26 protein-coding genes are annotated in these 19238 nt (G+C 49.0%); 22 read left to right on the top strand and 4 right to left on the bottom strand.

The features are described 5' to 3' along the window. Positions 1-90 precede the first annotated feature (90 nt). The 22 genes from rpsC to WC659_03065 all read left to right on the top strand — a co-directional run bounded on the left by rpsC (position 91) and on the right by WC659_03065 (position 15989). Complete coding sequence (rpsC, locus tag WC659_03170) at positions 91-798, top strand: 30S ribosomal protein S3 (protein MFA4872912.1); 708 nt, start codon at positions 91-93, stop codon at positions 796-798. A 32-nt stretch (positions 799-830) separates the two neighbouring features. After that, positions 831-1250, top strand: a complete 420-nt coding sequence (gene rplP, locus WC659_03165; GenBank protein ID MFA4872911.1) for a 50S ribosomal protein L16 — start codon at positions 831-833, stop codon at positions 1248-1250. Positions 1251-1480: 230 nt separating this feature from the next. Then, positions 1481-1681, top strand: coding sequence for a 50S ribosomal protein L29 (gene rpmC / locus WC659_03160; GenBank protein MFA4872910.1), 201 nt, complete (start codon positions 1481-1483; stop codon positions 1679-1681). An 11-nt stretch (positions 1682-1692) separates the two neighbouring features. Further along, positions 1693-1923 (top strand): 30S ribosomal protein S17, encoded by a 231-nt coding sequence (rpsQ, locus tag WC659_03155; protein MFA4872909.1) that lies wholly within the window; start codon positions 1693-1695, stop codon positions 1921-1923. Between the two features lie 104 nt (positions 1924-2027). Continuing rightward, positions 2028-2399, top strand: a complete 372-nt coding sequence (rplN, locus tag WC659_03150; protein MFA4872908.1) for a 50S ribosomal protein L14 — start codon at positions 2028-2030, stop codon at positions 2397-2399. A 240-nt stretch (positions 2400-2639) separates the two neighbouring features. Beyond that, positions 2640-2948 carry a 50S ribosomal protein L24 gene (rplX, locus tag WC659_03145; GenBank protein MFA4872907.1) on the top strand — a complete coding sequence of 103 codons (309 nt, stop codon included), beginning with the start codon at positions 2640-2642 and terminating at the stop codon, positions 2946-2948. Positions 2949-3065: 117 nt separating this feature from the next. Next, a complete protein-coding gene (gene rplE, locus WC659_03140) occupies positions 3066-3608 on the top strand; it encodes a 50S ribosomal protein L5 (GenBank protein MFA4872906.1) in 543 nt (180 codons plus the stop codon). A gap of 111 nt (positions 3609-3719) precedes the next feature. Then, positions 3720-3905 (top strand): type Z 30S ribosomal protein S14, encoded by a 186-nt coding sequence (locus WC659_03135; GenBank protein MFA4872905.1) that lies wholly within the window; start codon positions 3720-3722, stop codon positions 3903-3905. A gap of 173 nt (positions 3906-4078) precedes the next feature. Further along, a complete protein-coding gene (gene rpsH / locus WC659_03130) occupies positions 4079-4498 on the top strand; it encodes a 30S ribosomal protein S8 (protein ID MFA4872904.1) in 420 nt (139 codons plus the stop codon). Between the two features lie 136 nt (positions 4499-4634). Then, on the top strand, positions 4635-5198 hold the full coding sequence (gene rplF / locus WC659_03125; GenBank protein MFA4872903.1) for a 50S ribosomal protein L6: 564 nt from the start codon (positions 4635-4637) through the stop codon (positions 5196-5198). Positions 5199-5444: 246 nt separating this feature from the next. Next, on the top strand, positions 5445-5813 hold the full coding sequence (locus tag WC659_03120; protein ID MFA4872902.1) for a 50S ribosomal protein L18: 369 nt from the start codon (positions 5445-5447) through the stop codon (positions 5811-5813). A 115-nt stretch (positions 5814-5928) separates the two neighbouring features. Then, positions 5929-6441 (top strand): 30S ribosomal protein S5, encoded by a 513-nt coding sequence (gene rpsE / locus WC659_03115; GenBank protein ID MFA4872901.1) that lies wholly within the window; start codon positions 5929-5931, stop codon positions 6439-6441. Between the two features lie 206 nt (positions 6442-6647). Beyond that, a complete protein-coding gene (rplO, locus tag WC659_03110; protein MFA4872900.1) occupies positions 6648-7127 on the top strand; it encodes a 50S ribosomal protein L15 in 480 nt (159 codons plus the stop codon). 62 nt (positions 7128-7189) lie between these two features. Beyond that, positions 7190-8479: a preprotein translocase subunit SecY gene (secY, locus tag WC659_03105; GenBank protein MFA4872899.1), complete on the top strand. Its 1290-nt coding sequence runs from the start codon at positions 7190-7192 to the stop codon at positions 8477-8479. Between the two features lie 331 nt (positions 8480-8810). Next, complete coding sequence (locus WC659_03100) at positions 8811-9470, top strand: nucleoside monophosphate kinase (GenBank protein MFA4872898.1); 660 nt, start codon at positions 8811-8813, stop codon at positions 9468-9470. 182 nt (positions 9471-9652) lie between these two features. Beyond that, the gene (gene map, locus WC659_03095) at positions 9653-10411 is read left to right on the top strand and encodes a type I methionyl aminopeptidase (protein ID MFA4872897.1); all 759 of its coding nucleotides are present in this window, start codon (positions 9653-9655) and stop codon (positions 10409-10411) included. A 40-nt stretch (positions 10412-10451) separates the two neighbouring features. Beyond that, positions 10452-10934, top strand: a complete 483-nt coding sequence (gene ruvX, locus WC659_03090; GenBank protein ID MFA4872896.1) for a Holliday junction resolvase RuvX — start codon at positions 10452-10454, stop codon at positions 10932-10934. 133 nt (positions 10935-11067) lie between these two features. After that, on the top strand, positions 11068-12090 hold the full coding sequence (locus tag WC659_03085; protein ID MFA4872895.1) for an MraY family glycosyltransferase: 1023 nt from the start codon (positions 11068-11070) through the stop codon (positions 12088-12090). A gap of 242 nt (positions 12091-12332) precedes the next feature. Continuing rightward, the gene (locus tag WC659_03080) at positions 12333-12821 is read left to right on the top strand and encodes a DUF192 domain-containing protein (protein MFA4872894.1); all 489 of its coding nucleotides are present in this window, start codon (positions 12333-12335) and stop codon (positions 12819-12821) included. A 138-nt stretch (positions 12822-12959) separates the two neighbouring features. Beyond that, a complete protein-coding gene (gene rplU, locus WC659_03075; GenBank protein ID MFA4872893.1) occupies positions 12960-13286 on the top strand; it encodes a 50S ribosomal protein L21 in 327 nt (108 codons plus the stop codon). Positions 13287-13494: 208 nt separating this feature from the next. Then, positions 13495-14670: an alcohol dehydrogenase catalytic domain-containing protein gene (locus WC659_03070; protein MFA4872892.1), complete on the top strand. Its 1176-nt coding sequence runs from the start codon at positions 13495-13497 to the stop codon at positions 14668-14670. Between the two features lie 131 nt (positions 14671-14801). Further along, positions 14802-15989 (top strand): glycine C-acetyltransferase, encoded by a 1188-nt coding sequence (locus WC659_03065; GenBank protein MFA4872891.1) that lies wholly within the window; start codon positions 14802-14804, stop codon positions 15987-15989. Positions 15990-16360: 371 nt separating this feature from the next. Here the strand turns inward: WC659_03065 and recR are convergent, their stop codons facing one another. From recR to WC659_03045, 4 genes are all read right to left on the bottom strand, one after another. Then, the gene (recR, locus tag WC659_03060) at positions 16361-16981 is read right to left on the bottom strand and encodes a recombination mediator RecR (protein ID MFA4872890.1); all 621 of its coding nucleotides are present in this window, start codon (positions 16979-16981) and stop codon (positions 16361-16363) included. 165 nt (positions 16982-17146) lie between these two features. Then, positions 17147-17434, bottom strand: coding sequence for a YbaB/EbfC family nucleoid-associated protein (locus WC659_03055; GenBank protein MFA4872889.1), 288 nt, complete (start codon positions 17432-17434; stop codon positions 17147-17149). A 60-nt stretch (positions 17435-17494) separates the two neighbouring features. Further along, positions 17495-18895, bottom strand: a complete 1401-nt coding sequence (gene dnaB, locus WC659_03050; protein ID MFA4872888.1) for a replicative DNA helicase — start codon at positions 18893-18895, stop codon at positions 17495-17497. Positions 18896-18905: 10 nt separating this feature from the next. Then, on the bottom strand, positions 18906-19211 hold the full coding sequence (locus WC659_03045) for a GIY-YIG nuclease family protein (GenBank protein ID MFA4872887.1): 306 nt from the start codon (positions 19209-19211) through the stop codon (positions 18906-18908). Positions 19212-19238 lie beyond the last annotated feature (27 nt).

The following is a 19238-nucleotide window of genomic DNA, read 5'->3' as shown; positions in this document are numbered from 1 at the left end:
GAAATTTCAAACGTGTTTTGAATTTTGTAATTGGAATTTTGAATTTGTTTGGAATTTAGATTTTAGTATTTAGAGTTTATTCATTTAAATATGGGTCAAAAGGTACATCCAAGAGCATTTCGTTTAGGCATTATATCAACGTGGGACTCTAAGTGGTTCGCACGCGGGCGCCGCTATGCGCAATTGCTCCGCCAGGATGTGGAGATACGCAAATTTTTAAAAACGAAACTTCGTGAAGCAAGCGTTGCGAAAGTGGAGATCGACCGGAATCCGAATATGCTGACGATCACGCTTCATACGGGCAAACCAGGCGTCATCATTGGCCGCGGCGGGAGCGGCGCGGAAGAGCTCCGCAGGGCGCTTGAGAAGAAATTTTTACGCACGAAGGGCACCAAGCTTAATCTTTCCATAAAAGAGGTGGAACACCCTACGGGCTCGGCGCAGATTGTCGCCCAGAATATCGCGCTTGAGATTGAGCGGAGATTGCCTTTCCGCCGCACGATGCGCAGGGCCCTGGAACAAATTATGAAGACCAGTGGCGTCCTAGGGGCAAAAGTGGAGCTCTCCGGCAGGCTTGATGGCGCTGAGATCGCACGGAATGAAACCTTGTCGCGGGGCAAAATCCCCATGCACACCTTGCGCATCGATATTGAATTTGGCAGAACGGTTGCGGTGACCACGTATGGGACAGTAGGAGTGAAGGTGTGGGTTAACCATGGGGAAGTGTTTAATACGGACGAAAATCAAAGATCAAAAATCAAAGATCAAAATTATGGAGTGCCGCAGGGCGGCACGTAATTCCTTTATTTTGCATTTTGCATTTACATGGTATGTTGTTTCCGAAGAAAGTAAAACATAGAAAGTGGCATCGGCATGCGGGAAGCGTGCGCGCGAATGCGACAAGGACTCACCGTATCAATTTCGGCGAATGGGGCTTGAAAGCGATGACGCATGGGTATGCAACTTCCCGGCAGATCGAATCAGCCCGGAGGACGATTTCAAGGTATCTGCATAAAGGCGGTAAGATGTGGATACGTGTTTTTCCCGACAAGCCCATAACCATAAAAGGTTCAGAGGTGCCCATGGGAAGCGGGAAAGGCACGGTTGACCATTATGTCGCAAACGTGAGGCCCGGCATGATTTTGTTTGAAATAGACGGCGTGGGTGAGGAGATATCCCTTAAAGCGTTAAAGAACGCGGGATATAAAATGTCAATGAAGACGAAGATTGTAAAACGAATAGACACCTAGCGTATGCCCCGCAATACAACATCCAAGAGGGAGGCATAGCCGTTAGGATGGAAAACGAATGTTATGAGGGAGTTTAAGCGATTACCTTGAAAGGTATTTTCAGGCCTCCCTCACCGATCGCCAAACGCTTCATGCACACATTTCTATGCAACAATATTCCAAGGTCGCAACTGTTCAAGTGAATTTTACAAATGTCGCCACGTTTGGCGTTGGATGTTGATATACGGGGTATGAAAATGAAGGAATTGAGGGAAAAAACTGAGGAAGAATTAAGAAAGGCCCTTTCTGAACTGCAAGGGAAATTGACCGATTTCAAGTTTCGTACCGCCGCAGGACAGCAGAAGGATACCCGTGATGCGCGGCAGTTAAGGCGCACTATCGCAAGGATTCTTACCCTTACACGCTCTCGTGCTGCACACGAGAATAAGTAACGCATACTTCCATGAATACCACACAAAGGCAATTTAAGGGAATCGTAGTGAAAGACGCGATGGAAAAGACGATTGTAGTCCGCGTTGATCGGGTGACGGTGCATCCTAAATATGGAAAACGCATACGATCCAGCAATACCTTTAAGGTGCATGATGAAAAGAATGCGTACCATGTGGGCGATAAGGTGTCCTTTGTCGAATGCCGCCCTTTATCCAAGGAGAAGAGGTGGAGAGTAATATGATAATGCAAAATCCAAAATGCAAAACTCAAAATTATGGAGCCCCGCGATAGCGGGGCGGAATACCAACATTTTGATATTTGATTTTTGACTTTTGATTTGATTTTATGGTCCAACACAGAACAATGCTCAACGTTGCGGATAACTCTGGCGCGAGAAAGCTCCAGGTGATTCACGTGAAAGGCGGTTACAAGAAACGCGTCGCGTCTATTGGCGATATCGTGAAAGTGTCCGTGAAGCTCGCGGAACCGCATACGGGAGTCAAGAAAGGGGAGGTGTACGACGCAGTCATCGTGCGTACCCGCAAGGAGATCGGGCGGAAAGACGGCACGTATGTGAGGTTTGATGACAATGCGGGGGTAATTGTCGATGCCAAGACAAAGGAGCCTAAGGGGACGCGTATTTTCGGACCTGTGGCTAGAGAACTGCGCGTAAGGGGTTTTACTAAAATAATCTCATTGGCGCCTGAAGTTGTGTAATTAAAATGAATATGCCCAGTAATACAACATCCAAGAGGGAGGCTAATCTTTTGAGTAAAGAAAGAACATATGATATAAAGGATTCTGGTAGAAGCGTTGAGAGGAATCTCCATGCCTCCCTCACGGATCGCCAAACGTTATCTTCACATAGATTTATGCATCAACACCCCAAGGTCGCAACCATGCAAGAGAATACTACAATCCTAGCCATGTTTGGCGTTGGATGTTGATATACTGGGTATGAAAGTTCGAAAAAATGACAATGTAAAGGTCATGAGCGGGAAGGATAAAGGCAAAACAGGGAAGGTTCTGCAAGTATTCCCCGAAGAGCGCCTTGTGGTGGTAGAGGGATTGAATACAAGGTCCAAGCATCTTCGCGCGCGGGGGAGCAATAAGGGGCAGCGCATACTTTATCCCGCCCCGATCGCGGTATCTAATGTCATAGTGGTGTGCCCCTCCTGTAGCGCTTTAAGCCGGCTCGGGAAGATTTTAGGCCAAGATGGGGTGAAGAAACGCCAATGCAAGAAATGCAAAGCAACGTTTATATAAACAATAAGGAGTATGCTCGCCTAAGTTTTGCGGGCAGGACAATAGTGAGATACAATAGGTCGAGTAATCGTTATTAAGAAGTTAATCGCACCAGACTGGTGCAAAATTTAGGCGGGTATGACCTTTCAAGAGCATTATCAGCAAAAAGTACTCCCTGAAATGATGAAACAGTTTGGCTATGCGAACGCGCTTGCGGTGCCGCGCATTATGAAGGTAAGTTTGAATGTGGGTATTGGACGCAACAAGAGCGATGAAAAGCATGTCAATACTGTCGCAGACACGCTTACGAGGATCACCGGGCAGAAGCCGGTATGGACCAAGGCGAAGAAATCAATCGCGGCATTCAAAATACGGGAGGGGCAAACCGTGGGCGCCAAGGTTACCTTGAGAGGGAAACGCATGGAAGATTTTCTCTATAAGCTTATATCAGTCGCTTTGCCGCGTATTCATGATTTTCGCGGCCTTCCCGCATCGGCAGTTGACCAATCCGGCAATCTTACGATAGGATTCCGTGAGCACCTCGCATTTCCGGAAATACGCCCAGATGAAGTGGAACGGATCCATGGGCTTGAAGTGAGCATCCATTGTACGGCGAGGACAAGAGATGAGGGATTTGTATTCTTTAAGTTGTTGGGGTTCCCATTCCAGCAGGAGAAATAAAGAGTATGCCCGCCTAAGTTTTGCGGGCAGGAACAATAGTGAGATACAATAGGTCGAGTAATCGTTATTAAGAAATTAAGTGCACCAGACTGGTGCAAAATTTAGGCGGGTATGGCTACTGAAGCACAGCAGGAAAAATCAAAGAGGAAACCAAAGTTTTCGACGCGTATCGTGAACCGATGCTGGCGTTGCGGAAGACACCGCGGTTATATGCGCGATTTTGAGCTTTGCCGCATATGTTTCAGGGAGCTTGCGAACGCCGGCCAGGTCCCCGGTGTCAGGAAATCATCGTGGTAATGATTGTATGAATGCAAAATGTCACCGCAGAGGCGGGATCCCGCATGCCACTGAGTTTAATAATAAAGTGCGGGACAAATCTCAAAATGCAAAATTATGGAGTCCCGCAATTGCGGGACGGAATACCAACATTTTAATATTTGATTTTTGATTTTTAAATTTCACATTAAGGTATGATGACCGATCCTATCGCAGACATGATTACACGCATACGGAACGCTCAGATGGCGAAAAAATCTGAGGTGCTGGCGCCTTATTCCGCCATTAAATTATCCATCGCCCAGATTCTTTTCAGCGAGAACTACGTGGCGAAGGCGGAGCGGGTCCCGGGCAGTGCGTCGCGCCGCCGCGGCCATTTCATCCCTGATCAGATACGGATCGTTCTTCGGTATACCGAAGAGGGGAAGGCGTCTATTTTGAATATCCAGAAGATTTCGAAACCCGGAAAACGGGTCTACTGCGGCCATAGCGAACTCCCGCGCGTACAGAACAATTATGGCATTGCGATTCTCTCTACCCCCAAGGGCGTAATGACGAACAACCAAGCGCGCAGAGAAAGACTGGGAGGAGAGGTATTGTGTGAAGTATGGTAACATTATGAAATCCCAAGTCCCAATGACCAATTTCCAAATAAATCCCAAATCCAAAATCCCAAACATTCGGGCATTCGGGTATTATGTCATTGATTGGTCATTGGATCTTGATCATTGGTCATTGTTGTTATAAGTTATGTCCAGAATAGGCAAAAAACCCATAAGCGTCCCCCCCGAGGTGACTACTGACATCAAGGAGCAGACCATTTCCGTGAAAGGGCCAAAGGGCGAACTTTCCATAACCCTCCATCCGCACGTGCGCGTAAAAAGCGAAGGGAGCACTCTTGTGGTGAACGTAAATGACCCAGAATTGAAAAATGATAAGGCGCTTTGGGGATTAAGCGCGCGCCTCATCGAGAATATGATTATAGGGGTTACCCAAGGGTATGAGAAACGATTGGAAATAAATGGAGTAGGATATCGCGCCGCGGTGGAGGGCGATAAGATTAATTTGAATCTAGGTTTCTCGCATCCCGTGTCTTTTTCTATACCAAAGGGTATTGCAGCCTCTGTGGAGAAAAATGTTATTACCGTAAAAGGAATTGAGAAGCAATTGGTGGGAGAGGTTTCCGCACAAATCCGTGCGCTTCGCCCTCCCGAACCATATAAAGGGAAAGGCATTAAATATGAGAAGGAAGTCATCCGCAGGAAGGCAGGGAAACAGGTGAAAGCGGCAGGAGCCGGCACGGGCGGAAAGTAATCAGCATTCTTTATTAATATATGCCCCGCAATACAACATCCAAGAGGGAGGCAAGCCGTTAGGATGGAAAACGAATGTTATGAGGGAGTCTAAGCGATTACCTTGAAAGGTATTTTCAGGCCTCCCTCACTGATCGCCAAACGTTTCATACGTACATTTCTATGCAACAATATTCCAAGGTCGCAACCGTTCTAGTGAATTTTACAAATGTCGCCACGTTTGGCGTTGGATGTTGATATACGGGGTATGAATATCACAAAAGGGAAAAAAATTAGCCAGCAGCGCCGCGCGCATCGTGTGCGTGCGCGCATCAGAGGCAGCGCCACAAAGCCACGCATGAGCGTATTTCGCAGTAACACCCGTATTTCCATACAACTTATTGATGACGAAGCCCAAAAAACGCTCTGTATGCATCAGAAAATATTTGGAGGCAAGGCGAAGGCAAGGGATGCGGCAAAAGGGGTAATCGGTGCGCATCAAGCGGGACTCGCGATGGCAAAACTCGCAAAAGAAAAAGGCATCACCCATGCCGTATTTGATCGAGGTAGATTCAGTTATCACGGCCAAGTAAAAGCCGTCGCAGAAGGCGCACGGGAGGGAGGACTCACCTTGTGATAAACTCTAAACACTAAATCCCAAATCCTAAACAAATCCAAATGGCTAAATTCAAAGTGAGGTACTAAACAATTTAGGATTTAGAGTTTAGAATTTAGGATTTTACACAATGTTTATGGTCCAACCACGACGTTCCAATACAAGAGAGCGAGAGGCAAGAGAGCCTGAAGAGTTTGAGCAGAAACTCATCGAGATAAGACGCGTGACGCGCGTCCAAAAGGGTGGAAAGCGCATGCGTTTTCGCGCCCTTGTGGCTATTGGCGACCATAAAGGCCGGGTAGGGTACGGTTTGGGGAAAGGCGCTGACGTATCCCAAGCGATTGCCAAAGCGACGACTGCGGCGAAAAAAAGGGTCATTACCATACCACTGGTGAAGGAGACCATACCGCACGCGGTACGTTTGCGTTATAAGGCGGCCTCCATTTACCTTAAACCGGCCCCCAAGGGGACGGGCATTATCGCGGGAGGAGCCATTCGGCAGGTGCTCATGGTTTCTGGCGTTGCGAATGCGGTGGCAAAAATGCTCGGGAGCGAGAATAAGGTGAATAATGTGAAACTCACCATTAAGGCATTACAGTCTCTAAAGAGTAAACCTCGCTATGTGCCGACAAAGAGTACTACAATGTAATATGATAAAATTCCAAATCCTAAGACCCAATTCTCCATCAAACCGTAAATTTTCAATTCTCAATTTTCAATCAATGCTTCAATTTTCAAACATTGGATCATTGTTGCATTGAAAATTATTTGAAAATTGATGCTTGAAAATTGTAAATTATCAAAGATGAGGATTAAATCGATTGTTGATTATTGGTCATTTTCATAAGATAATGTATGTCCGACATTTCACTCCATACCCTTTCGCCGTATCGCGGTTCGCGCAAAAGCCGTCTGCGCGTGGGACGCGGAGGCAAACGCGGCACCACCTCAGGCCGCGGCACCAAGGGGCAGCGCGCGCGCAGCGGCGGGAGGAATAAACTCGCTTACAAAGGCATGCGGCATCTGCTCCTGCAGACACCGCAGTTGAGAGGGCACGCAAATAAGCATAAGGAGAAATATATCTGCGTCAATATTGGCAAGCTCGATGCGTTGTTTGACAATGGCGCGCGCATTGATGCCAAGACGCTCATCAGCCGCGGCGTGATCCGCCATGCAGGGAGAGGGCTGAAGATATTAAGCGATGGGGAATTAACGAAAAAATTTGAAATTTCAGCTCACAAATTTTCTGCTGCTGCGAAAGAAAAAATCGAAAAGGCGGGAGGAAAGGCGGTCGTTATTGATAAATCCCAATTTCCAAATCCCAATGTCAAATAAAATCCAAATGACCAATTCTCAAAATCGCTTGTGAATTGTGGTTTGGGATTTCATATTATAGTATGGCTATTACAGACCGTTTGCATCAAATTTGGAGCGACAAGGAGTTGAGGATGAAGATATTGTTTGTCCTCGGGATGCTGACGATATTCCGCGTGGCTGCCCATATCCCCATTCCCGGCGTTGACATCGGCGTGCTGCGCCAGTTTTTTGCGTCTAACCAGGTGCTGGGGCTTTTAAACCTTTTTTCAGGAGGAGGGTTGGAAAATTTTTCAATCGTCGCGCTCGGCGTAGGGCCGTATATCACCGCATCCATTATCCTCCAGCTTTTGCAAATGGTAGTGCCGAGCCTTGAGGAGCTCTCAAAAGAAGGGGAAAGCGGAAATCGGAAAATTAACCAATATACCCGCATGCTCACGATCCCCATGGCCATTCTGCAGAGCTACGGGGTGATTACCATCCTCAGGCAGTCTTCTTCGCTCGGCGGGCAAATCGTAGGGTCGTTCACCCTTTCCACATGGATTCTCACCATTCTTACCCTTACTGCGGGTACGGTGTTTCTCATGTGGGTGGGCGAACTTATTTCAGAGAAAAAAGTGGGGAACGGCATATCGCTCCTCATCTTTGCGGGTATCATCGCAGGGCTTCCGCAGACAGTGCAGCGGACGTTCGCCGTATATACCTCCACCCAATTCCTTTCGATCATCATATTTGCGGTGATTGCCATAGTCACGGTGGCGGGCATTGTGTTCATCACGGAAGCGCAGCGCAACATCCCCATCACTTACGCAAAACAAATACGAGGCTTGAGGACCTTGGGCGGCGCGGTCACCCATCTGCCCATGCGGGTGAACCAGGCGGGAGTGATCCCCATCATTTTTGCGATTTCCATCGTATTATTCCCCTCGCTCTTGGCGCAATTTTTCCTGCGCGCGGATGCATTGTGGCTGCGCAATGCTGCTGAAACAATCATTAGGATTTTCCAGAACCAGCTCTTCTATGGGATTATCTATTTTGTATTGGTGTTCGGGTTTACGTATTTTTATACCGCGGTGGTATTCCATCCTGATAAGATTGCGGAAAATCTCCAGAAGCAAGGAGGTTTCGTGCCCGGAATACGGCCGGGGAGGGAGACCGCGGTGTACCTCAACAATGTGTCCAACCGCATTATGCTTGCAGGCGCGCTCTTTTTAAGCATCATTGCGATTTTGCCCATCATCATGCAGTCGGTGTTTAACCTCTCAACCCTTGTCATAGGCGGCACGTCCATCCTCATCGTGGTATCCGTGGTGATCGAAACTGTCCAGCAGATCAATGCGCAGCTGGTAATGAGGGATTATGAGAGTATCTGACGCGCTGTGCGCGTAAATCCCAAGTTCAAAATCCAAATGCCTGCCCGCCATAGCCTTCCTTAGGGAACGTTCCGTACGTCAGGGATAACGTTCAATTTTAAGGATGTTACCGTTCCCCTCGACAGGCGTAGGCAGGCGGGTCAAATAAAGCTCGAATGTCCAATGTCAAAGTTTCGTCATTTTTATTTTTAGATTTTCAGCCAAATCGTGCCGAAGGCAGACCCGCCTTTGGCGGGGGCTGATCCGCCTCTGGCGTGATATTTGAACTTTGAACTTTGGAATTTGGATTTCATGAGTCAAACTTGGTGGTAGAAACATTTTGAATGAATGTATGGAATCTCATGCAAAGAATGAACCTCTTACGGTGATCCTCTTCGGCTCTGCTGGCTCCGGCAAGGGCACGCAAGGGGATTTTATATTAAAAGCGCTCAATTTGGAAAAAGTGGAAGCAGGGGAGATCGTACGCGAAAAAGCAAAAGAGGACTCGGCGTGGGGGCGTCACGTGAAAGACGTATACGAATCAGGAAGGTACTTGCCTGATGAGGAAGTATTGCAACTGGTGGAGGAAAAAATTATTTCCATCCCTTCGCACAAGGGTTTGCTTATAGATGGGTATCCGCGGCGGGTCGGGCAAGCGAGACAGCTCGAGGACATGCTTCGGCGCCTCGGGCGTACCAACGTAAAAGCGCTTGTCATCGAAGTGCAAGGAGAAGAGTTGAAACGGCGGCTGTTGAACCGCAGCGTATGCGTGAATGGTCATATATTAATCGGGCGTAATTTTACGCAGTGCCCGATTGATGGCGCAGCGGTGGAAGTGCGCGATTACGACACCAATGAACAAGCGATAATGAAACGCATCCAATTTTATCAGGAGGAAGTGGTGCCCGCCGTTGAGTATTTTCGCACGAAAGGATGGGTGGTGGAGGTGAACGGCGAACAGACGGTGGTGGAGGTACGAAAAGAAATTTTCAGGAAATTAGGAATACATTAAGACACTCGGTATCCGCATATCCAGACACTCTTGCTCGCCCCAGCGTGGCTCGCGTCGCTCAGCTCTCGGTTTCGCTCCTCCGACATCCGCCAGTCGGCGGAGTCGGAGACCATGCCCGCGAAGCCTCGAGATGGTCTGGAATGCGAATACCTCGCCAATAGGAGACGATTTCTTTCGTTATTATGACTGTAAAGATTATTCCCAAGTCAGAAGATGAGATAGAGAAAATGCGCAAAGGGGGCAAGATTCTTGCGCGGGTGTTAGCTGAGGTGGCAAAGCAAGTAGCGCCGGGAGTAGTAATAAAGGAACTGGATCGGAGTGCGGAAAAAATGATTCGTGAGGCAGGGGCAATCCCGGCCTTTTTGGGTTATAAAGGGTTCCCTTCCACATTGTGCGCATCGGTGAATGAGGAAGTGGTGCATGGAAACGGGAGGCGCATCCGCGCGCTCCTAGAAGGGGATATTGTAGGGCTTGATCTTGGTCTGTGGTATGAGGATTTATGCGTGGATGCGGCGTTGACCGTTCCTGTGGGGAAAGTGACCCCTATAGCCACAAGGCTGATCAATGCGGCTCAGGAAGCGTTTAAATGCGGCGTGAGTATGGTTAGGGCAGGCGTGAAGGTAGGGGAAATCGGCACGGCGATAGAGGAATATGTGGTGGCGCAGGGATTTGGCGTGGTGCGCGATCTTGTGGGGCATGGGGTGGGGCGCGCGCTGCACGAGCCACCCGAGGTACCAAATTTTAAATCACCTTTTGTGGGCGATGTGCTGCCTGCGGGTGCAACAATCGCGATTGAACCCATGATCACGGCGGGCGACTGGCGCGTGAAGACACTGGACGACGGCTGGACCGTGGTCACGCAGGACGGAGATTTAAGCGCGCATTACGAACATACCATCGTTATTACTGAAAATGGATGTGAGATATTAACTGAGCCATAAAGACATTAAGTCATTTAGTCATTCAGTTGAATTAATTTTTATGAAAATTCTCGGAATAGATTATGGCAGAAAGCATGTGGGGCTTGCCGTGACTGACGAAGAAGGGAAGATGGCTTTTCCTTATAAAACATTGGAGGTCACGAGCCGCAAAAAGCTCTTTCAAGACCTTGAGAAGATCGTAGAATTTGAAGGCATACTTAAATCAGTGGTAGGTTTACCGCTTACCCTTAAAGGCGCGCAAGGCGCCGCATCCTCTGAAGTGCAGAAATTCGTATGTGAATTGGAAGAATTCCTGAATGTGCCGGTGGAAACGGTAGATGAGCGTTTCACCACGGCAGAAGCCAAAAAAAAGAATCAAGGTAAGAGCGCGGACGAACACGCGCTCGCGGCGCAATTGTTACTTGATACATACTTAAATAATACTACTGGACATTCACCATTCAATGTCATCCCCGACCAGAACCTGCCCCGTACCGAGATACGGGGTCGGGGATCCAGAAATAAGCATAATAATATTGATTGAATTGTTCTGGATTCCCGCCGGAGTTTACCCCGTACCGTGATGCGGGGCGTGAATGACAGTGAGGGCAATTGGGAAAGTCTACTAATAATCATCTTCAATGAACATAGAACGGTTTTTAGTATTTTTCAGCTCTATGGCGCTCGCAGCACTATGCACGCCGCTGGTGCTTAGGTTTGCGCGCGCAAAAGGCGCCGTAGACCTTCCTAACCAGGAGCGTAAACGCCATCCGTCTCCTACTCCTCTTTGGGGAGGATTAGCATTATGGCTTGCATTGGTGGGGGTAGGTTTTATCGCGTGGCGTTTGGGGTTACTCAATGATGCGAGGATTGGCAATACGCAATTGTTAGGCATTGTTCTTGCGTCCCTCTTGCTGGTCGGCGGCGGCATGTGGGACGACGCGAAAGGATTAAAGCCGTGGCGGCAATTTTTATTTCCCATAACCGCAGTAGTAGTGTCCCTTGCGGCGGGGATAGGCGTCCAGTATGTCACTAATCCATTTGTCGCAGGCACTGGCCCTTATGGGCGCGCGCTCCTGTATATTTCTCCCTGGTTCGGGTCTGCCATCGCAGGGATTTGGCTTCTCGGCATGACGTATACCACAAAGCTGTTGGACGGACTCGATGGGCTCGTGGCGGGGATTGGCGCGATCGGCGCATTTATCCTTTTTATGGTTTCCCTCTATTGGGATGTGCCGCTTTCGGGCACCTCTTATTTAGCGCTCATGGTGGCAGGCGCGTGCCTTGGATTCCTTGCCTTTAATATTCATCCGGCTTCTATTTTTTTAGGTGAAGGCGGATCAACGCTCATCGGATACCTCTTAGGCGTGCTTGCCATAATTTCCGGCGCGAAAATAGCCACCGCGCTTCTTATCATGGGGATCCCCATTCTGGATGTGGCGTGGGTGGTCGTGAGGAGGATTTTTTTGGAGCGGACTTCTTTTGCATCTGCGGATCTCAAGCATCTTCATTTCAGGCTTCTGGATGCGGGATTGACCCACCGGCAGGCGGTGTTTGTGCTCTGGGGTTTCACCGCATTTTTCGGCACTTCATCATTATTTTTACAAAGCCAGCAAAAGGTGATGGCGCTTCTTGTGCTGGGGATTGTTATGGTGCTGCTGGCGATTGTGGTAGTAGTGAGGTATAAGAAACGAACATGATTGAAAGAAATTCCAAACCCCGCCATTGATAAGTTCAAATGACAAATTTCAAAGTTCAAAGGAATGTCAAAACCTCAATGTTAAAGTTTTGGCATTGGAATTTTGGATTTCATTTGGCATTTGAGCTTTGTCCCGCACATTGAACTAATTTATCTAAGGTATGCGGGTCCCGCTGAAGCGGTGAGATTTTGAACTTTATCGTGTAAGGTGTTTTTGTACTAATTGGTCATTTTCACTAAGGTATGTCCCGTATCTTTTTTCTCATCATAATTCTAATAGGTATTTCTTTATCCGGCTGCTCCCTCACCGCCCGGCAAAAAGTTGCCGTGCCTCCGGCGGAAAATGAAGATGCGTCAACGCAAAGAGTTACCACGATCACCCTCAACGGCATTCCCGTGCAGGTTGAGGTAATGCGCACGCCAGAAGAGAAAGCCAAAGGGTTTTCAGGCAGGGCAGGTTTGGATGAAGGGAAGGGAATGCTCTTTGTCTTCGATCCTCCCTCCATGCCTTCATTCTGGATGAAGGAGATGCGGTTCTCGATTGATATCATCTGGATTTACCACGATAAGGTCATCGGCGTTACGCCCAACGTGCCCGCGCCAGTCAATGAATATTCACCGTTGCCAACCTACTCTCCTCCCAGCCTCGTGACCCATGTCCTTGAGGTACCCGCAGGGTGGGCTGAAAAAAATGAGATTAATAATGATGTAGGAGTATCAGGGAATAGGTAGTATTATTATTTGACTATTCATAAGGTTTTAGGATAGAATAGAGGAGGATATTGAAGTTATAATCATCTGCGTAAATCTGCGTCATTGCATGCGTGACGATCTGCGTTGATCAGCGATTTGTGCGAAGCGCAAATGTGTATGGATACTCAAATAGCGGTCATTAAGACAGGCGGGAAGCAGTACCTTGTGAAAGAAGGTACAGTTTTGCGCGTGGAAAAGCTCGAAGCGAAAGAGGGTGCTGAAATAATCTTTGGGGAAGTATTGCTGGTTGCGCAGGAGACTGGCGGCGAGGTGAAGGTCGGCACGCCATATGTCGCTAATGCCGCGGTGGAGGCAACCGTAGTAAAGCAGGGACGCGCAAGGAAAGTGACCATTATCAAATTCAAGCCCAAGACCCGCTATTACAAAAAGCAGGGCCATCGGCAGATGTTCACGGAAATTAAAATTACTAAGATACGTGGCTAGGGGATCCGCTACAGGACAAGTCGATTAGAGCCCATTATTACCATAAAGAATCCTCTCTAGCGTTGGAGGATTTTTATATTTATTTTTCATTCTGGATTCCCGCCGGAGTTTACCCCGTACCGTGATACGGGGCGGGAATGACAAGAGGCTATCGGATTATTGTATACGGTATTGTTAATTCCAAATTTCAGCTTCTAACTTCTTGGCTATGTCCGCCTCCATCCAAGCTCTCACGCTCGACCTCGAAAAAGACGGATGGGAGACCTCGCGCGGATTTATGAAGCGCGAGGTGCTTTATCCGGAGCTTAATGAGCGCCTTGACCCGAAGGAGGCGGCGTTTATCATTTTGAAAATTCTCTACGCGGGGATATGCGGTTCTGACCGCGGGATTTGGAAACGCCAGGCGTTCTCGGAGATGATCCACACATCATTGAAGCGCGAGGGCAAGCGCATGCGCATTTTAGGGCATGAATTTTTAGGCGAAGTCGTTGCGGCGGGGTCGCAGGTGGAGCATCTCTACGGCATTAAGGAAGGGGACATGGTTACGGGAGACTCGCACGTTACGTGCGGGAAATGCCTGCAGTGCCGCACGGGGATGCAAGAGGTGTGCCAAGACCAGCTCATCCTCGGCATCAGCATTGACGGGGTCTTTGCAGAATACGTGAAGCTGCCGGCAAGGAATCTCTGGAGGGTTGATACGGGCGCGGTGCGGCCGGAAATTTGCGCCATCTATGATCCGATCGGCAATGCCGTGCATGCGCTTACCTCTCTGGAGCTGCGCGGCGCTACAGTCGCTATTTTTGGATGCGGGCAAATAGGGCTTTTCTCCATTGCGCTCGCTCGCCGATACGGGGCATCGCTCATCATAGGGATTGACACTGACCGCAGCCAGTTGGATATGGCCAAAGCATTGGGAGCTCACCATACCATTAAGATTGAGAGAAAGGATAAAGCCCATGAGTATGCGGCTGATACAGAAGTCGTAGAGGCGATAAAGGGCATCACACGCGGCAAGGGGGTCAATATTGCCATGGAAATGGCAGGCTTTAATTCCTCGGTCAATAACTGCCTTGAGGCGGTGCGTCCGGGCGGCCATGTGGTATTTTTCGGCATCAAGGACGGGGATTTCGTAATCACAAATTTTTCCCGCATGGTGATGAAAGGCATCACCATCCATAATATTATCGGCAGGCAGATATTCAACACATGGCATACGATGCACCGCCTCCTCTCCGACGTCTCGAACGGACTGCAGGATGATATTTGGAATATCATATTGCGCGGCGGCAATGGCACGGTCATACCTCTTTCCGCGTTTACCCCTGAACTTTTAGAGCAAAAAATGGCTGAACATCCGAAGTTGATATTTGATATGCAGAAGTAGCCGCATTGATAAATGATCAATGATCAATGACCAATCAATACTTTAAACCCCAATGCTTCAATGTTTGGATTTTTAGGTTTGGGATTTTATTGGGAATTGGGCATTGGGATTTGGGAATTAATTCATGAGATATGTTCTCTTCGCTACAGCCAATTATTACGAAAGTCCTTGAAGAAATAAGGAGTTCAGGTCTCTATAAATCCCAGCGCGTGCTTGAGAGCAGACAAGGCGCGGTGGTGAGGACGCAGGGGAAAGAGGTGATTAATTTTTGCGCGAATAATTATCTAGGGCTTGCAGGCAGCGATATTTTGGTTGATGAGGCAAAAAAGGCGCTTGACCGGTATGGGTATGGTTTGTCATCGGTGCGGTTCATTTGCGGCACGCAGACAGTGCACAAGGACCTTGAGCGCGAGACGGCCGCGTTTTTGAAGAAAGAATCTGCATTGGCGTTCGGCTCTTGCTGGGATGCCAATGAAGGCCTTTTTGCCGCGATGCTGAATGAAGAAGACGCAGTGATAAGCGATGCCCTGAATCATGCGAGCATTATTGACGGGTTAAGGCTGTGCAAAGCAGAACGGCACGTATACGCGCATTTGGATTTACATGGTCTTGAGGAGAAACTGAAAGCGACCCAAGGCAAACGCGTGCGGTGTATCGTGACGGACGGAGTATTCAGCATGGAAGGGGAGATCGCGCCCTTGCCGCAGATATGCGATTTGGCGGAGAAATATAATGCCGTGGTGGTTGTGGATGATTCGCATGCCACGGGTTTCATGGGAGATACGGGGCGCGGCACGCATGAATACCACCGCGTGGAGGATCGGGTGGACGTGATCACTACCACGTTTGGCAAAGCTTTGGGCGGCGCAACCGGCGGCTGTATCGCAGGACCCTCGGCATTAATTGAGCTGCTTGAACAGCGCGTGCGCACCAGTTTGTTTACCAATGCATTGCCCCCTGTCGTGGCAGGCACGACGATTGCGGTATTGCAGCACCTTAAGGGTCATCCGGAGTTGCGAGAACGCTTGTGGGATAATACGAAGCATTTCCGTGCGAAGATGGCTGAGGCAGGTTTCACGCTCCCCGCATCGGTCCATCCCATCGTGCCCGTGATTGTCGGCGAGGGGAAAGTGGCGTTAGGGGTAGCAGAAGACATGCTCTCGGAAGGGATTTATGTGATTGGATTCAGTTATCCGGTGGTGCCTATGGGGCGCGCGCGCATTCGCGTGCAAATTTCAGCCGCGCACACCACCACGCAAATCGATACCCTTGTGTCTGCATTTGTGAAATTGGGGAAGAAGTATGGGATTGTAAAATAAGTAGCCCTGCGTTTATGGCACAGGGCTTTAAAACCTTTGGCGTGACGAATGATTATTGTGACGTCCGCCACTAGCCGGTATTTGGGGGTTTAATTCCCTCGACCAGCAGGTTTTAAGCGAAAGTCAGTTATTACGAATAATTGACTCACGTCTAAAACCAAATTTATTTTATAAAGAACTAAAATCGCCGGCCCGTGGGGGTCGGCGTCCTTATTTTTATTTCTATCCGTTACTTACGCCAAACCACACGGGAGTATCCCGTTTGCAAGGACGACGTTAAGGATAATTGCGCGTGGCTGTGGCATAAGTAGTAAAAGTGTAGGGGATATGTATTTTTTGGTCAAGAAGGAGTTTTCCACAGATGTTTTTTATTACATTTCTCTTCTCCCCAATAGCGCGTTCGTGAGCGTCATTTCGTCCGCGTAGGAGAGGTCTGATCCTGTGGGAAGGCCACGGGCCAAGCGGGTGATCTTTGCGCCGGTGGTTTTGAGCTCTTTCGCGAGGTAGATGGCGGTTGATTCTCCCTCCGGCGTCTGGTCAAAGGCTAGGATGATTTCAAGTATGGCTGCGCTGTCAGGCGCGGGGGGATTATTTAGCTGCTTTATTCTTACCAGCAACTGTTCAATTTTTAACTCCTTAGGTGACGTGCCTTCAAGAGGAGACAGCAATCCCCCGAGCACATGATACACGCCGCGGAATTCACCTGCCCTTTCCATGGCCGCAAGATCCTGTACTTCAGCCACGACGCAGATAGTGCGTTGATTCCTGCGCATATCTGCGCAAATGTGGCAGCGGGTATTCTCGCTAAAATTATTGCATTGCGTGCATTGTTTTACCCGGGAAGCGTTTTGTATGGCTGCCGCGATGGATTGCCGCTCTTCTTCAGGCTTATGGAACAGCGCGAAAGCATAGCGTTCTGCGGTACGGGGGCCGACGCCGGGAAGGGATTTGAATGCATTGATGAGGTTTTGAATAGGTGAGGGGTATTGCACAATACTGTAAAATTAGAGACTTATATGGAGAAATCCCAATGACCAATTCCCAATAAAGCTCAAAATCCAAATGTCCAAATTTGGTCATTGATGCATTGGGATTTACTTGGTCATTGGAAATTGGGGTTTGGGATTTGTTATATTGAAAGTAACCTTCCCTTGTCCTTAAGAGAGGCCTGGTAAATTCATTTTTCCAGATGCTCGCATGGTTTCCGCCATCTTGCGCTGGGTTTTTTTCAGCGCGTCGTTGAGGAGGTCTTTCAGGTCGTTTTGCAGATCAGATACGCTGCGTTCGCGGTTGAGCGTGAGGCTTTCCACTTCGAGGTTTCCGTTGAGCATGATTTTTGTGCCTTTGTGTTCCGTTTCCACGTGGACGTCCTGGAGCACGGATTGCATTTCTTTCGCTTGCGAGCGCAGGTCGCGCACTGCTTTGATCTTGGAGAAGATAGTCATATTTTTATAATAAATTCTAAACTCTCTCGCTATGCGAGATCTGGCGTAGCCAGATAAATTCTAAAATGATGGATTGCTAACAGAAGGAGGAGGTGGCATGTTAGTGATGGGCATTGTCTTTTCCAGATTTTTAAACGAGGTTTTTTCCGCGTCGAAGTAGAGTTCTACAATACCGGTTGGGCCGTTGCGGTGTTTGGCGATATGGATTTCCGCGATGTGCTTGCGCGGCGTATCAGGCTTGTACATTTCTTCGCGGAAAATAATCATCACCACGTCCGCGTCCTGTTCTATGGATCCTGATTCCCGGAGGTCGGCAAGGCGCGGAATGGAGCCGGGGCGGTTTTCCGCCTGCCGCGAAAGCTGCGACACGGCGAGTACCGGAACATTGAGTTCGCGGGCGAGCGCTTTTAAGCCCCGCGTGATTTGCGCGACTTCCTGGACCCTGCTCTCCAGATTGCTGCCGCTTTCCATAAGCTGGAGGTAATCTACCACGATGAATCCCAATCCGGTTTCCGCATGCAAGCGCCGCGCTTTGGTGCGGATTTCCATGACGTTGAGTATCGCGGAATCATCAATATAAATAGGCGCCTCCGCGAGGGTGCCCATGGCGCGGCCGATCGCGGTAAAGTCGCTTTCCCCTTGGGGCGTTTCGCGGTCCGAAAGCCTGCCGGTGCGGAGTTTCCAGAGGTCCACGTTCGCTTCTGCGCAGAGCATCCTGTCCACCAGTTCCTCTTTTGACATTTCAAGGGAAAATATACCCACGGGCACATGTTCCTGCGTGGCGATATGGCGCGCGATGTCTATGGTGAGCGACGTTTTTCCCATGCTGGGCCGCGCCGCGACAATGATGAGGTTTGAGCGCTGGAGCCCCGCGAGCTTGTGGTCGAGTTCTTTGAAGCCTGTCCTAAAGCCCCGCAGTTTCCCTGACTCGCGGTGCAGCTCATCGATGCGATCAAATGCCTCGGTAAGCAACTGCTTGACGGGGACGAAATTTTGGCGTCTGCTGTGCTGCGAGACATTGAAGAGCCGCTGTTCCGCCTTATCGAGCACCACGTCCACGTCTTCCGATTCATTGAATCCCAGTTCACCCACTTCTGCGGCGGCATGAATAAGCCTCCTCAATATCGCCTTCTTCTGCACGATCTGCCCGTAGTGCACCACGTGGCTTGCCGTGGGCACCACATTGGCAAGGCCTGCCAAAAATCCTCTCCCGCCCACCATTTCCAGTTTCTTTTTCTCTTCAAGCCGTCCGGAAAGCGAGAGCAAGTCGATGGGCTCTTTGCGCTCATAGAGCTCAAGCATTGTTTCAAAAATGAGCCCGTGCAGGTCGCGGTAGAAATCTTCCGGATGCAAAAAATCGGCAATTTTCGTAATTGCCTCTTTATCAATAAGCAGGCTTCCCAGCACCGATTGCTCTGCTTCAAGATTTTGGGGAGGAAGGCGGTCGGGGGAGATGGGCATACCCAGTATATCAACTTCCCACGCCAAACGCTGGTTGACTGCGAGTGTATTCCTGAAGCCGCAGTCCTAAGAACCTTCGACCTTGGGTTCCTTTCAGATAATGTTCACGGCGTTTGGCGTCGTTTTGATTAAAACATCCTTCGAAGTAAATGAGTTTAAATGGTAATCTAAACTTTGTGGCAAAATTCTTACCCTTATTATGTTCTTCTAATCGTTTTCTCAGATTATGAGTATATCCTACGTATCTCTCGTTATCCTGCAGACTCTCCAATACATAGATATAGAAGAACATATGGGAAGTTGTATAACTGGGCATACCTTAATGAAAATCCTAAATCCTAAA

The organism is Patescibacteria group bacterium (assembly GCA_041645165.1).
Taxonomy (GTDB): Bacteria; Patescibacteriota; Patescibacteriia; order 2-02-FULL-49-11; family 2-02-FULL-49-11; genus 2-02-FULL-49-11.
The sequence above is the reverse complement of the archived record's forward strand: the minus strand, read 5'-3'. Positions and strand labels throughout refer to the sequence as shown.